General features: G+C 71.2%; 12 protein-coding genes and 1 riboswitch. Of the genes, 8 read left to right on the top strand and 4 right to left on the bottom strand.

What is annotated here, in order from left to right:
- Window positions 1–120 precede the first annotated feature (120 nt).
- Window positions 121–1,053 carry an alpha/beta fold hydrolase gene (locus OOK07_RS04100; protein WP_266795026.1) on the top strand — a complete coding sequence of 311 codons (933 nt, stop codon included), beginning with the start codon at window positions 121–123 and terminating at the stop codon, window positions 1,051–1,053.
- Window positions 1,054–1,124: 71 nt separating this feature from the next.
- Here the strand turns inward: OOK07_RS04100 and OOK07_RS04105 are convergent, their stop codons facing one another.
- From OOK07_RS04105 to OOK07_RS04120, 4 genes are all read right to left on the bottom strand, one after another.
- The gene (locus OOK07_RS04105; RefSeq protein ID WP_266677005.1) at window positions 1,125–1,931 is read right to left on the bottom strand and encodes a TIGR03943 family putative permease subunit; all 807 of its coding nucleotides are present in this window, start codon (window positions 1,929–1,931) and stop codon (window positions 1,125–1,127) included.
- Entirely contained in the window at window positions 1,928–2,962 is a 1,035-nt protein-coding gene (locus OOK07_RS04110) for a permease (RefSeq protein ID WP_266677007.1), read from the bottom strand. Before OOK07_RS04110 ends, OOK07_RS04105 begins: the two co-directional genes overlap by 4 nt.
- A 79-nt stretch (window positions 2,963–3,041) precedes the next feature.
- Entirely contained in the window at window positions 3,042–3,866 is an 825-nt protein-coding gene (locus OOK07_RS04115; protein WP_266677009.1) for a hypothetical protein, read from the bottom strand.
- A 108-nt stretch (window positions 3,867–3,974) separates the two neighbouring features.
- A complete protein-coding gene (locus tag OOK07_RS04120; RefSeq protein ID WP_266795028.1) occupies window positions 3,975–4,736 on the bottom strand; it encodes a LysR family substrate-binding domain-containing protein in 762 nt (253 codons plus the stop codon).
- A 58-nt stretch (window positions 4,737–4,794) separates the two neighbouring features.
- Between OOK07_RS04120 and OOK07_RS04125 the strand changes: the two genes are divergently transcribed.
- The 7 genes from OOK07_RS04125 (at window position 4,795) to OOK07_RS04155 (ending at window position 13,477) form a co-directional block, all read left to right on the top strand.
- A complete protein-coding gene (locus tag OOK07_RS04125; RefSeq protein ID WP_266677013.1) occupies window positions 4,795–5,199 on the top strand; it encodes a DUF5997 family protein in 405 nt (134 codons plus the stop codon).
- A gap of 216 nt (window positions 5,200–5,415) precedes the next feature.
- A riboswitch (cyclic di-AMP (ydaO/yuaA leader) is annotated at window positions 5,416–5,590 on the top strand.
- A 56-nt stretch (window positions 5,591–5,646) separates the two neighbouring features.
- Window positions 5,647–7,002 (top strand): C40 family peptidase, encoded by a 1,356-nt coding sequence (locus tag OOK07_RS04130; protein ID WP_266795030.1) that lies wholly within the window; start codon window positions 5,647–5,649, stop codon window positions 7,000–7,002.
- Between the two features lie 1,063 nt (window positions 7,003–8,065).
- Window positions 8,066–9,400 carry an ABC transporter substrate-binding protein gene (locus OOK07_RS04135; protein ID WP_266795032.1) on the top strand — a complete coding sequence of 445 codons (1,335 nt, stop codon included), beginning with the start codon at window positions 8,066–8,068 and terminating at the stop codon, window positions 9,398–9,400.
- A complete protein-coding gene (locus tag OOK07_RS04140) occupies window positions 9,397–10,302 on the top strand; it encodes a carbohydrate ABC transporter permease (RefSeq protein WP_266677019.1) in 906 nt (301 codons plus the stop codon). The genes OOK07_RS04135 and OOK07_RS04140 overlap by 4 nt, the downstream gene beginning before the upstream one ends.
- Window positions 10,299–11,252, top strand: coding sequence for a carbohydrate ABC transporter permease (locus tag OOK07_RS04145; RefSeq protein WP_266677021.1), 954 nt, complete (start codon window positions 10,299–10,301; stop codon window positions 11,250–11,252). Before OOK07_RS04140 ends, OOK07_RS04145 begins: the two co-directional genes overlap by 4 nt.
- Window positions 11,253–11,282: 30 nt before the next feature.
- Window positions 11,283–12,191: a 5-dehydro-4-deoxyglucarate dehydratase gene (locus OOK07_RS04150; protein ID WP_266677023.1), complete on the top strand. Its 909-nt coding sequence runs from the start codon at window positions 11,283–11,285 to the stop codon at window positions 12,189–12,191.
- A gap of 26 nt (window positions 12,192–12,217) precedes the next feature.
- Window positions 12,218–13,477, top strand: coding sequence for a glucarate dehydratase family protein (locus tag OOK07_RS04155; RefSeq protein WP_266683324.1), 1,260 nt, complete (start codon window positions 12,218–12,220; stop codon window positions 13,475–13,477).
- Window positions 13,478–13,805: the final 328 nt, after the last annotated feature.

A 13,805-nucleotide genomic window follows, 5' to 3' on the forward strand; every position in this document is an offset into this window, starting at 1 on the left:
CGTTGAGGTCGCGGACCGGCGAGGCGCCACCACGACGCGTGCCGCCGGACGATGTCACACTCCGGGGCCCTGGACCCTCTTGAGTGCTGACACCTGGCAGACACGTGCGGGAGGCCTTTCATGGACACCGGTACCCGGACCGCGGACACCCACGAGATCGAACTGTCCGCGGGCACGATCGCGTACGAGGACACCGGCGGCGACGGTCCCGTGCTGGTGCTGCTGCACGGACTGATGATGGACGCCTCGCTGTGGGAGGGGCCGGTGGCCGACCTGTCCGCCGACCACCGGTGCGTCGCCCCGACCCTGCCCCTGGGAGCGCACCGTCACCCGATGCGCGCCGACGCGGAGCTGTCGCTGCCGATGGCGGCGCGGCTCGTCGCCGAGTTCCTGGATCGGCTGGACCTGCGAGAGGTCACCCTGGTCGGGAACGACACCGGCGGGGCGCTCGTGCAGTTCGTCATGGCCGACGGCGATGACCGGGTGGGGCGGGCGGTGCTCGTGTCCTGCGACGCGTTCGACAACTTCCCACCGGGGCTGACCGGCCGGGTCCTGGTGGCCACCGGTCGTCTCTCGCCGCGTCTGTTCGGGCTGTTCATGCAGCAGATGAGGGTGCGGTTCGTGCGCCGTCTGCCGATCGCGTTCGGCCGGCTGACCAAGCGGGGCGACGCGGCCTGCGCGCGCTGGATGCGGCCGGTGCTGGGGCAGCCGGACATCCGCCGGGACGCCGTACGCCTGTTGCGTACGGCGGACCGGGCGACCCGTCGCCTGCTGGAAGCCACCGCGGAGCGCCTGCCGCTCTTCGACCGGCCTGCCCTGGTGGTCTGGGCGAGCGAGGACCGGGTGATGCCGCCCGAGCACGGCCGGCGCCTCGCCGCACTGCTGCCCGAGGGCCGGCTGGTCGAGGTGGACGACGGGTACACGCTGCTCCCCCTGGACCGGCCGGCGGAACTGGCCCGCATCATCCGGGAGTTCGTCCGTTCCACGGATGCGTCACGGACGCGGGCCACGACGCCGAAGGATGACCGGGGCCGGCCAGGTCCGACCGTGTGACGCCCTGCGCCGGGACGCGAGCGGGCCGGTCGCCGGGTGCAGGGGAGGCACGGGGCGGAGCGGGGCCCTCGTCACGAAGGAGTCAGCGGAAGGTCGTCCGTAAACGCGTTGACGGGCGGCGGGATGCGTTCGGTGCGGTGGATGTCGAGGGCCGCCGTCGCGGACTTCGTGCCGAGCGTTCCTCTCGGGTGCCAGTTTCCGGTGACGGCCAGCCAGGTGTTGGCGGGCGGTGCGGGAGTCCCGTACATCCGCACCTTGACCGACTGGGAGTCGGCCGCGCAGCAGGTGAAGATGATCCGGGTCAGATACCAGCCGCCGCCCGGTCCTGCGGGGGTGACGAATCCGGTCATGCTGATGCTGCGGCCCCTGATGGCCTGTTCGCGGTCCTGCTGGACCCGGGCGGTGAAGTCCGTGAGAGTCAGCGGCAGGGGTGTGGTCGCGGGCAGCGGGTCGAACCGCTGCTCATGCTTCACGGCCTTGTTTTTCGCGTGCGAGGCCGTGTACGCGCCGAGGGCGGGCGGAGCGTAGAAGAGCAGGCTGAGCGCGGGCACGAACAGCAGCCAGGCGATGCGGGGGGCGGTGGAGTGGTCGTGCCCGTGATCGTGTTCGTGCCTGTGGTCGTCTTCGTGGTCGGGGGCGTGCTCGTGGTTGGGGGCGCGGTCATCGTCGGGGGCGTGTCCCTGGTCGTCGTCTTCCGGGTCCGTGTGGTCCAGCGCGGCACCCGTGAGGCCCAGCAGCAGGAGCAGTACGCCGGAGGCGATGAGCAGGGGGCGCAGGCCCTCCTTGACGTAGCGCAGACAGAGGTCGCTGAACAGGGCGGTGTGCAGCAGCCCCAGGCCGGTCAGGACGAGCAGGAGGACCTGTACATGGCGCTTCACAGCAGCGCGCCTCCGATCACACCGCTCGCGACGACGGCGACGGCCGTCGTCGCGGTGGAGAAGCGGAGTGCGAAGGCCCGGCCGAACGTGCCCGTCTGAAGGGCGATCAGCTTCAGGTCGACCATCGGTCCGACCACCATGAAGGCCAGCCGGGCGGTGGGCGAGAAGCCGGTGAGGGAGGCTGCGACGAAGGCGTCGGCCTCCGAGCAGACGGCGAGCAGGACGGCGAGACCGGCCAGGAAGAGCACCGACAGCCAGGGCGAGCCGGAGAAGGTGTCGAGGACCGAGCTCGGCACCGCCACGTTGAACGTGGCCGCGGCCATGGCGCCCAGCACCAGGAAGCCGCCGGCGTGCAGGAAGTCGTGCCGGAAGCCGAGGCGGAACTCCTTCCAGCGGCTGTGGCCCGGCCGGTGGCCGGTGTGCCGGACGGCGGGGCGCAGCCACTCCTCGCGTCCCAGCCACAGCCACAGCCAGCCCATCGCGGCCGCGGTGAGGAGGGAGGCGACCAGTCGGGCCGCGACCATGGCGGGGTTTCCCGGGAAGGCGACGGCCGTGGCGGTGAGCACGATCGGGTTGATCGCGGGAGCGGAGAGGAGGAAGGCGAAGGCCGCGGCCGGGTTGACGCCGCGGCGGATCAGACTGTTCGCGACCGGCACCGAGGCGCACTCGCAGCCCGGCAGCACGACGCCCGCGAGGCCGGCCACCGGGACCGCGAGTGCGGGGCGCCTGGGCAGGATCCTGGTGAACAGGTCGGCCGGTACGAAGGCGTTGATCGCCCCCGACAGGGCCGTACCCAGAAGAAGGAAAGGCAGCGCCTGGACGGTGATGGCCAGACAGACCGTGCGCCAGGCCGCGACAGCGGGCTGGCGCAGCCATCCTCCGCCGGTGAGCACGAGCACCGCCACCAGGCCGGCCGCCGTGGCGATGCCGACGGACGGGGGCCATCTGGTGAGGTGCCGTCTCGGGTGAGCGTCCGGCGCGACGATCACCGAGGGGGGCGCCACATCAACCAGTTCATCCGTTTTTTGCATTTTTACTCCGGATGTCGGATTCCGTGGCGAAGATAAGCCAGACCTCCTCCCCGCACGGTGCGCACACGCCGCCCGGCGCTCAACCGACCGCGATGCGATCGTCCGAGGACGGGCGCCGGGATGTCGCCGCCGGCGCCTTCCGCCGGAGGACCGGCACGACGACCCCGCCGGACGGCCGCCTGTGGCCGCCTCCGTGGAACAGGGCCAGGACGATCGCGGCACCGACCGCTATCAGGTGCTCCCGGCCGGCCAGATTGGGTACGGCGATCGACTCCCACACCATGGACCCGCCGGTGAGCGTGAACACGATGGGAGCGCGGCGGACGACGGCGACATAGGTGAACAGGCCCACCACGGCCGCGGAGGGTCCGGTGTCCAGCACCTGCCCGATCTCACGCGGCAGGCCCAGCCCACCCCAGCCGGGACCGAGCGCGATCATCACGCGCGCCAGGACGGTGCCGGCCAGCGTGGTCGCGTACGCGACGGCGAGCGTCCTGGCCCGGCCGAGTGCGAGTTCGGCGAGCGCGAACGCGAGGAACAACTGCGTGATCCCCGCCCACACGGGCAGATCCGGGGCCGGGACGTACAGCGACACCGGCGTGCGCAGCAGGGCCAGCCACCACGGAAGGTCGGCCTTGACGCCGCCGAGAATCCGGACCACGACGGCACCCGTCGGCCGTTGCGCCAGCGTGTGGAAGAAGATGACGCCGAGTGCGGCCACGAACGCGAGGGACAGTGCGGGCAGCCCGCGCCTTCGGAGTTGCCGCACGGGATCGACCACGATGCCGTTCCACTCGCCCCGCAGCGTGCGCCCCAGGAACACCGCCACCCGCCACGCTTCGCGAAGCAGCCGCCCCTGCCCGGAACGGTCTGCCCGGGCGTACAACAGTCCGGCGGTGCGCACCCTGTCCGCAACACCGCCGACGCACCGTATCCCGCTGCGAAGCAAAACGCCCCCTGACCGGGTAGAAGTGGCCCACGCCGCGCAGGGCGAGACCACTCCGTCCGGGGGCTACGCCCGGCGGCGGGGCTTCCTGCGCTTGGCGCCCTTGGAGACGCCGGATCCACTGCGAGGGTTCCGTCCGGTCGTCTTGGCGGCCGTGGGCTTGCGCCGGACGGCGGCCGTGTCGCCCACCTTGTCCTGGGACTCCGGCGCAGTCGCCGTGCGGCCCCGGGAGCTGTTGACCGTGCGGCCGCGGACGATGCCGATGAAGTCCTCGACCATGTCCGTGGTCGCCTCCTCGGGCCAGACCAGGGCGACGCCCGAGCCGGGGCCGTCCACGAGCGGCCGGTAGGTGAGGTCCCTGCGGTGGTGGAGGCGGGCCAGGGACTGGGGGACGATCAGGAGGCCGATGCCCGCCGCTACGAGTTCGACGGCGTCCTCCGTGGTGGCGGGGCGCTCGAAGGCGGGCTCTCCCGGCGGCCGGTCCCAGTCGAAGACGTCGTCGAGCGGGTGGAGGACGACCTCCTCCGCGAGGTCCTCGACGCTCACCTCGTCCGCCGCGGTGATCAGGTGGTCCTTGGGGACCATGACGACCGTGGTCTCGGTGTAGAGAGGGATGGCGCTGAAGAACGTACGGTCCACCGGCAGCCGCAGGAGTCCCGCGTCGGCGTCACCGGCGCGCAGTGCGCCGGACGCCTCGGCGGCCGGTACGGCGAGGAGGGTCAGGGGGATGTCGGGCAGGCGCTCGTTCCAGATCCGCACCCACTTGGCGGGCGTCGCTCCCGGGACGTACGCGAGCCGGAACGTCTGGGATGCTTCCGTGCCTGTCACCCCGCCAGGCTACCGGCCGTGGTCGGAGGTCTCGAACGCGCTCGATACCCTGGGCACCATGATGTCGCACCAGACCACCCAGACCATGAAGCCCGCGACCGCGGCGAAGAAGCTGGGTGTGTACCTCGAGGCCACCCCCGCCGAGTTCCGTGAGGGTGTCGTCTCGCGCGCCCAGCTCGACCAGCTCCAGGCCGAGCCGCCCGAGTGGCTGCGCGAGCTTCGGGCCAATGGGCCGCACCCGCGTCCGGTGGTCGCGGCGAAGCTCGGCGTCTCCATCGCGGGCCTTGCGCGCGGCGGGGTCACCGAGCCGCTCACCACGGACCAGATCGACGCACTGAAGCAGGAACAGCCCGAGTGGCTGCAGAAGGAGCGTGCCACCCAGGCCGAGGTCCGCAAGGAGGGGGCACGCATCAAGAAGCGGAACGCCGAGCGCGAGCAGCAGAGCGACGGACCGCGTTCCTGACTTCGTCCGCGAGTTCTTCCGCCGACAGCGTCAGTTCGCGACGGTCGGTCGCCGTCCGGATTCGCTGCGTACACAACCCGCGGATCTGACGGAACGTCACGACGAAGGTCACAAAAGCGTATCGGACATTTCGGCCTCCAACCTTCACACGAGTCACACAAGTTGGCTAGTTTGGCAGCAGGCCGCACGAGACCTTCCGGCGAACCCCGTCGGGACGCGCGGCCTCCGCCGAGTCCGGTGTGCCCTTGCGGCAGCCGGAGCCGAGGACCCGACCGAACGATGGGGTGAATCGGCCCAACCGCCCGCAAGGGCAAGGGCCGTAGGGCATGCCTTCCGGAATCGACCGCCCGAACCCGACAGCTGACTCGGTAGGCGGAGTACGGAAGGAGTACGGCTCCCATGGCGCCGGAACGATCGTCGCGTCCCGGAGGCTTCGGCCTTCCCAGTATGCGCAACTCCGCTCTCGCGACCGCGGCCCTCACCTCGGTGGCCCTGTTCTCGCAGACCGCCGACGCCGCGCCGATGAAGGCGGACGAGGGCCCCAGCCGCGAAGACGTCCGGCAGCGGGTGAGCAGCCTCTACGACCAGGCCGAGTCCGATACCGGCCTCCACAACATCACCCGGGCGCAGTCGGCGGGTGTGCGGGGCCGCGGCGTTCCGGCGAGCGGTGGCCGGACGCCGGATCCCGACACGGACGACATCACCCGGCAGTGGTTCGCCGGGGCGCGCTCGTCACTGGGCCCGACGGCCCCGGCCGTCCTGCCGGCCGACCGTACGCCCGCCCGGCGCACGCCGGCCCGCCGGGCCGGGACACCGCCCGAGCGCGCCGTGGCACCGGCACCGGCGCCTGAGATCCGCACCGGCCGTGAGTTGGAGGCGGCCGCCCGGCCCGCGCTCGAGCTGCCCGCCGGCCAGACCCAGCAGGGTCCCGTGGCCGAGCTGACGGCCGCCCCCACGGCGGCACTGCCCGCCGTACCGGGACAGCGGCAAGGATCTTCCATGGCCACGCCCGCAGCCGCTCCCGAATCGAAGCAGACGTCGCTGCGCAGCTCCAAGCGGCACAACCAGCGCAAGATCGCGGCGGCCAGCGAGCTGCTGTACAGGTACACCGCCCGGCAGACGTCCGTGGCGCCGCTCACGGCCGCCCCCTCCCAGCCGCTCCAACTGCCCCAACTCCCCCGGGCTGCCGCCCCCTGGGAGGAGCAGGCGCTCCGCGCGACCGAGGAGGCATGGCGACTGCAGCAGCCGTCGGTACTCGACACGGGCGTGCCACCGGCCGGGGACCGGCGCCTCCAGCCTTCCGCCCTCGACACCGGAGTCCCCGCGGCCGAGGACTGGCGCCTCCAGCCCTACGCCCTCGACACCAGGGCCCCCGCAACCGACGACTGGCGGATGCAGCCTTCCGTCCTCGACACCGGAGTCCCCGTCGTCGAGACTCGTGTCGGCACCAAGGCCGACCGGGCCGTGACCTTCGCCCGTGCCCAGATCGGCAGGCCGTGCCTGTGGGGTGCGGTCGGGCCGGAGTCGTACGACAACGCCGGTCTCACCCAGGCATCCTGGAAGGCCGCGGGGGTCACCCTGCCGCGCACCCCGCACGAGCAGGCGAACGCCGGCACCGTGATCCCGCTCGCCGAGAGCCGCCCCGGGGACCTGATCTTCTTCCACGACAACTTCAGCCACGTCGGCCTCTACACCGGCAACGGCCTGATGATCCACGCCCCCGGTCCCGGCTCGGTCATCCGCGAGGAGTCGATCCACAACGCCGGGGAGGCCGCGATCCGGATCGCCGTGCGTCCGGCGTGAGGGTCGGGGACGCCGGCCGAGTCGGGACACCGGCAGTCCGGTGAAGTGCGCGGCCGCCCACGGAAGTCGGCGTCCGCGCATCGTCTGGGCCTGTGGCGCGCGCTGCTGGGGCACCGGGTGGGCGTATGAACTCGTACTGCGGGACGTGCGCGTCGCAGACCAGCTCGGGGCGGACCGAGAGCCCCTCCAACCGGACGCCGATGCCGAAGAGTTCACGCCGGCCGGTGCCCGCTGAGCCGAGTCCGAGCGGAGGGGCGCACGGGGCGATCGCGGTTACCGGGACGACGACGGCGCGGTCGAACCGCACTTCGTGCTGCGGGCCCATCGTTTGGGCGGCTGAGACATCCGCGATGCCCGGGCCGCGCACCGGCCTGCCTGCTGACGGGGAAGGATGCCGGGGCGGAAGGTGACGACGTCCGGATGGGAACACCGGAAGGTGAACGTCGCGGCCGGGACGACCGTCACGCGAACCCCTCCGAGCGGGTAGGCGTGACGCTGCGGACGTCCGCCCCGCGTCCGGTGCGGGTGTGCGCCGGCGGCCTCGTAGGTCAGGGGGATCCCGCGGAGGGGCCGTACGAACAGCGGCACACCGGCCTCGGCCTCGACCTCAGCCTCGACCTCAGCCTCGACCTCAGCCTCGGCCGCGGCCTCCGGCTTGGCGATGCGGTCCGTGCGAGTTCCAGGAAGTACAGCCACCATGAGTCGCCGGCCAGGCAGGCGCGCGCCGGATTCTCGCTGTGTGGTCACCGTACGTTGCGCAGCCCCCTCTCAAGATGTGCTGACGGCCGTTCTCGTAGACGCCGCGGCCGCTCGGCCGGGACGGCCGTGGCGGCGGCCTGCCGCGTGTGAAACAGGGCGCGGCCTTCCCCACAGCGGGCCAGGACGGGCCCCGCCCGCCGCGGGTCAGGACGAGGCGCTCGCCTGTCGTTCGCCCCGTCGCAACGGCGCCTGGAGGCCTCGTGAATTATTTCAGCCATGTCTTGACATCTGGATGACTCGATTCGTAGCTTGGGCGATTATTTAGATCCATGAAACGTGTTCATGGATATGAACGGAGGTGCTCATGGGCGATCGCCAACGACGTCGCCGCCTGGCCGCCGCCCTCGCCGCCGCGGGGCTCGCGTTCGGGACGGCCGCCTGTGGCTCCGGGTCCGGCGGCACCGGTTCCGGCGACCCGAACACGCTGGAGGTGTGGACCCGCAGCGATCCGGACTCGGCCGCCACCTACGACCGTATCTTCGCCGCCTTCACCAAGAAGACCGGCATCAAGATCGACTACCAGCCGGTCGTCAACTTCGACCAGCAGCTCCAGGCGCGGGCCTCCACCAAGGACCTGCCCGATGTCATGATCAACGACACGGCTCTGATGGGCAGTTACCAGAGCCAGGGGCTGCTCAAGCCGATCGATCCCGAGTCGATCGCGGGCCACGGCCAGATCAGCGCCAAGTCGTGGTCCTCCACCGTGGGCCTGGACGGCAAGCACTACGGCATCCCGTACTCCCGCCAGGCGATGACCCTGATGATCCGCAAGGACTGGCTGAAGAAGCTCGGCCTGAAGGCACCTGCGACCTGGCAGCAGATGCTCGACGTAGCCAAGGCCTTCGCCGACCGCGACCCCGACGGGGACGGCAAGAAGGACACCTACGGCATCGTCGCGCCGGGCAGCGCCATGAACGGCTATGCCGCCTGGTGGGGTGCCGGCTTCCTGTGGCAGGGCGGCGCGCAGATCATCGAGCCGGACGGCAAGGGCCGTTACCGCCCCACGATGGACTCGGCGGCCGCCGTACGGACCGTCACCTGGATGAAGGACAACCTCTTCTGCGGCGCCCGGGGCGTCCTCCAGCCGGGCGCCGTCAGCGCGGTCACCGGTACCGCCACCAACTTCCAGGACGGCAACGCCGGTATGTACATGACCGGCCCATACAACATCACCAGCTTCGACACGACGCCCGGCAAGAACACGTACGAGGTCGTGCCCGCCCCGGCCGGCCCGGCGGGTTCCGACGTGCTGGCCGAGGGCGAGAACGTCTACTTCGGCGCCCGGACCGGAAAGACCGGCCAGGAACAGGCACTTGCCGCGTTCCTGGTCTCCGCCGAGGGCCAGAAGATCGGCATGACCAGCGTCGACGGCCACCAGCCCGTCGTACGCATCCCCACCAACTCCACGCTGGACGCGGCCAAGGTGCGGGGCGACGCGCGGTGGAGCGTCGTACAGAAGGCGTACGAGACCGCGTCCGAGCAGTTCCCCAACGCACCCGACTTCGCCCCGATCAAGCAGGACACCGCCGACAGCCTCAACGCCCTGTTCACCTACTGCGGCAGTGACGTCCGCTCAGGCCTCAAGGAGCTCAACGAAACCCTTGCCGGTGACCTCAAGGACCAGGACCTTTTGAAATGACCGCTACCGTGACCGCGCCCGCACGGCGCAGAGGACCGAGCAAGAAGGCCGTCCTCCCCTGGCTGTTCCTGGCCCCGGGACTGCTGCTCGCCGTCGTCTTCAAGTTTCTGCCGATGGGCAAGGGCATCTGGCTCAGCTTCTTCAAGGTGCGGCCGTTCCTCGGCGACAAATGGGTCGGCCTCGACAACTACACACGCGTACTGAGCGACCACCGCTTCCAGGACGCGATCGGCCACACCCTCGTCCTGGGCGTAGGCATCTCACTCGGCGCGATCCTCGTGGGCTTCCTGCTCGCCCTGCTTCTTGAGGGCCAGGCACGCTCGCTGAAAATCATGCGTACGGCCGTGTTCCTGCCCGTCGTCACCGCGACCGCGGTCGTCGGCGAGCTGTGGCGGCTGATGTACTACCCGACCTCCGACGGCCTGGTCAACAGCGCCCTCGGCTTCCTCGGTATAGGTCCCGTCCCCTTCCTGGACAACCCCGACACCGCGCTGTGGGCGACCATGGTCATGGGCATCTGGATGGCGGCCCCGTACAACATGGTGATCATCCTCGCCGGGCTCGCAGGCGTGGACCGCTCCCTGTACGAGGCGGCCGCGATGGACGGCGTCTCACTGTGGCAGCGCCTGCGGTACATCACCCTCCCCGCGATCCGCCCCGCCCTCGGCGTCGTCCTCACGCTCGCCGCCATCCGCGGACTGCGCGTGTTCACCGAGGTGTACGTCCTCACCGGCGGCGGCCCGGCCGGGTCCACCGATGTCTGGATGACCCGCGCCTACACCCTGGGCTTCAGCCGCAACGACCTGGGCGGCGCCTCCGCGGCCTCCGTCGTGCTGCTCTGCGTGACGCTGCTGCTCACCGTCACGGTCAACTACTTCCGCAAGAGGGGAGACGTGCGATGAGCGCACCCGCCCTCGACCCCGTCCGCACTCCGTCCGACGAGGTCGCCGTCTCCCCCACAGGGCGGGGCGGCAAGCAGACCCGAACCACCCCGGCGCGGTTCGACACCGCCCTCGGCTGGAGCGACAGGCCGGGCCTGGGCATGGCCCTGCGGGTGCTGCTCTGCGTGATAGCCCTGGCGATCTTCGCGGCGCCGTTCCTGACCATCATCGCGGGTGCCTTCAGCAAGAATCCCAGCGGTTCGTCGCTGTCCTTCCTCCCGCACCACCCCACGCTGCTGAACATCAGGGTGGCGGGCGAGCGCGGTATCTGGGACTACTTCACCAACTCGCTGGTCATCGCGGGCGGCGGGCTGCTGCTGCAGCTCGCGGTCTCGGTGCTCGCCGCGTACGCCCTGGCCCGGCACCGCTTCCGGGGCCAGGCCCTGGTCCTGACCCTGTTCATGCTGACGATGATGCTCCCTGAGGAGGTCATCGCCATCCCGCTGTCCCTGGTCCTCGGCCATGTCCCGGTCGTGGGGCTGGACTTGAAGGGCACCGTCTGGGCGGTGATCCTGCCGCTCGGTGCCTGGGGCTTCTCCGTGATGCTGCTGACCGAGTTCATGAAGGACATCCCCACCGAGATCGAGGAGGCCGCCCGCATCGACGGCGTCGGCGAACTGCGGATGCTGTGGCAGGTCGTCCTGCCGCTGTGCAAGCCCGCGCTCGGCGTGGCCGGCGTGCTCGGCTTCATCATGATCTGGGACCAGTACCTGCTGCCCCTGATCGCCGCCAAGGACCCCACCGACTACACGGTCACCGTCGCCCTGTCCGTCCTGCGCACCGACCCCGAGGTCGGCTCCGGGGTGGTACTGGCCGGTGCGGTCATCGCGCTCGTTCCCAGCCTGGTCGTCTATCTGCTCCTCCAGCGCTCGCTGGTCACCGGCATCGCCGCCGGGGCCACCAAGGGCTGACATCCACAACTCGTACGTTACGAGGGAGACATGAAGTTCCAAGGAGTGCTGTTCTTCCCGGTCACGCCGTTCGCCACGGACGGCTCACTGGACGAGGAACGGCTCGCGCGGCACATCGACTCCGGTGTCGCGGCCGGCGCGGGCGGCGTGTTCGTCGCCTGCGGCACCGGCGAGTTCCACGCGCTGACGACCGAGGAGATCGAACGCGCCACGCGGGTCGCGGTCGAGGTGACCGGCGGCCGGGTGCCCGTACTGGCCGCCGCCGGCGGCCCGCCCCCGGTCGCCCGGGACCAGGCCGCCCGTATCGAACGGGCGGGCGCCGACGGCCTCCTGCTGCTGCCGCCGTACCTGGTGAGCGCTCCGCAGCGGGGCCTGGTGCGGTACACCGAGGAGGTCACCGCGGCGAGCGGCCTGCCGGTGATCTTCTACCAGCGCGGCACCGCCCGCCTGACCGAGGCGACCGCGGCCGAGATCGCGGCCCTGCCCAAGGTCGTCGGCCTCAAGGACGGACTCGGCGACATCGAGCGGATGCACCGCATCGTCCGGGCCGTACGGGCCATCCCCGGCGCAGAGGACTTCCAGTTCTTCAACGGCCTGCCCACCGCCGAGATGACGGCCCCCGCCTACCGCGGCATCGGCGTCGAGCTGTACTCCTCCGCGGTGTTCGCCTTCGCGCCGGAGATCGCCCTGGCCTTCCACAACGCGCTCGCCGAGAACGACGGCGCGCTGGTCTCCACGCTCCTCGACGAGTTCTACGGCCCTCTCGTCGAACTCCGCGACGAGCTGCCGGGATACGCCGTGTCGCTCGTCAAGGCCGGGGTGACGATCCGCGGCCTTGACGTCGGCGGCGTACGGGCGCCCCTGCTCGACCCCACGCCGGAGCATGTGGCCCGGCTGGCGAAACTGATCGACCACGGTATGGAGGCAGTGGGCGCATGAGCACGACAGACATGAGCACCACGGGCATGAGCACCACGGGAGGCACGAGGATCCGCGAACTGATCGTCACCCCGATCGCCTTCCGCGACCCGCCTCTCCTCAACTCCAACGGCGTGCACGAGCCCCTGGCCTTGCGTGTCATCCTCCAACTCGTCCTGGACGACGGCACGGTGGGCCTCGGCGAGTCCCCCGGTGGCACCGCCCGTCTGGAGCGGCTTCAGGCCGCGGCGAAGGTCGTCGTGGGCATGGACGTCTTCGACACGACGGCCCTCGCGGCCGCGATCGACGCCGCTCTGCTGCCGACCGTGCCCAGCTCCCACGAGCGCGGCTGGACCACCTCCGCGGTCGAGGTGGCCTGTCTCGACGCCCAGGGCAAGCTGCTCGGGCGGCCGGTCAGCGACCTGCTCGGCGGCCGGGTCCGCGACTCCGTGCCCTTCGCCGCGTACCTCTTCTACAAGTGGGCGGAGCACCCGGCGCTCGACGGCCGGGCGGCGGTCGGCGACGACTGGGGGGCGGCGCTGGACCCCGCCGGGATCGTCGAGCAGGCCCGGCTGATGCAACAGCGCTACGGCTTCCGCTCGTTCAAGCTGAAGGGCGGCGCCTTCCCGCCCGACGAGGAGATCGCCGCGATCAAGGCGCTGGCGCAGGCCTTCCCGGGGCAGCCGCTGCGGCTGGACCCCAACACGGCCTGGACGGTGGAGACATCGAGGTACGTCGCCCGCGAACTGGACGGTGTACTGGAGTACTTGGAGGACCCGACTGCGACCATTGCCGGTATGGCGCAGGTCGCGAAGGAGTCGCCGCTGCCCCTCGCCACCAACATGTGTGTGATCGCCTGGGAGCACCTGAAGCCCGCGATCGAGCAGGACGCGATCCAGGTGCTCCTCACCGACCACCACTACTGGGGCGGACTGCGCCGCACCCGTGAACTCGCCGCCGTCTGCGAGGCGTTCGGGCTCGCCCTGTCGATGCACTCCAACTCGCACCTGGGGATCAGCCTCGCCGCCATGACCCATGTCGCGGCGGCCATCCCCAACCTCGACCACTCCTGCGACACGCACTACCCGTGGAACGCGGCCGATGACGTGGTCCGCCCCGGGGTGCTGGAGTTCCGTGACGGCGAGGTCGCCGTCCCGACCGGCCCCGGCCTGGGTGTGGACCTGGACCACGACGCCCTCGACCGACTGCACCGGCTGTACCTGGACTCGGGGATGCGCTCGCGCGACGACACCGGCTACATGCAGAGGATCCAGCCCGAGTACGAGCTCAGGCTGCCACGGTGGTGAAGTATGGCGGCATGTGAGATCAGCACACGGAGCGGCTGGCCGGAAAGGTCGTGGTCGTCACCGGCGCGGCGCGTGGCCGGGGCGCCGCGGAGGCGGCGGCGCTGCCCCGGGGCGCCGCGGAGGCGGCGGCGCTGACCCGGGGCGGGGCACGGGTGCGATCTCGGACGCGATGCGTACGGATCCCGCCGGCGCCGGAGTGAGCCCTGCGGGGCCGCCGGTCCCCCGCGCCGGCGGCCCTGCACGGTGGGGGATCCCGCCCGCCAAGGGCGCCAGGTCTCCCCCCGCTGCGGCCGCCGTGGCGCCGGTGTGCTGGAGTACTTCCGAGAAC

Origin of the sequence: Streptomyces sp. NBC_00078, from assembly GCF_026343335.1 — a bacterium.
Lineage (GTDB): Bacteria > Actinomycetota > Actinomycetes > Streptomycetales > Streptomycetaceae > Streptomyces.

Excerpts from the sequence above, each read along its gene's own strand:
- OOK07_RS04125 (WP_266677013.1), top strand. The coding sequence starts at position 4,795 with ATGATGTCGCACCAGACCACCCAGACCATGAAGCCCGCGACCGCGGCG.
- OOK07_RS04135 (WP_266795032.1), top strand. The coding sequence starts at position 8,066 with ATGGGCGATCGCCAACGACGTCGCCGCCTGGCCGCCGCCCTCGCCGCC.
- OOK07_RS04150 (WP_266677023.1), top strand. The coding sequence starts at position 11,283 with ATGAAGTTCCAAGGAGTGCTGTTCTTCCCGGTCACGCCGTTCGCCACG.
- OOK07_RS04100 (WP_266795026.1), top strand. The coding sequence starts at position 121 with ATGGACACCGGTACCCGGACCGCGGACACCCACGAGATCGAACTGTCC.
- OOK07_RS04110 (WP_266677007.1), bottom strand. The coding sequence starts at position 2,962 with ATGCAAAAAACGGATGAACTGGTTGATGTGGCGCCCCCCTCGGTGATC.
- OOK07_RS04155 (WP_266683324.1), top strand. The coding sequence starts at position 12,218 with ATGAGCACCACGGGAGGCACGAGGATCCGCGAACTGATCGTCACCCCG.
- OOK07_RS04145 (WP_266677021.1), top strand. The coding sequence starts at position 10,299 with ATGAGCGCACCCGCCCTCGACCCCGTCCGCACTCCGTCCGACGAGGTC.
- OOK07_RS04140 (WP_266677019.1), top strand. The coding sequence starts at position 9,397 with ATGACCGCTACCGTGACCGCGCCCGCACGGCGCAGAGGACCGAGCAAG.
- OOK07_RS04130 (WP_266795030.1), top strand. The coding sequence starts at position 5,647 with ATGCGCAACTCCGCTCTCGCGACCGCGGCCCTCACCTCGGTGGCCCTG.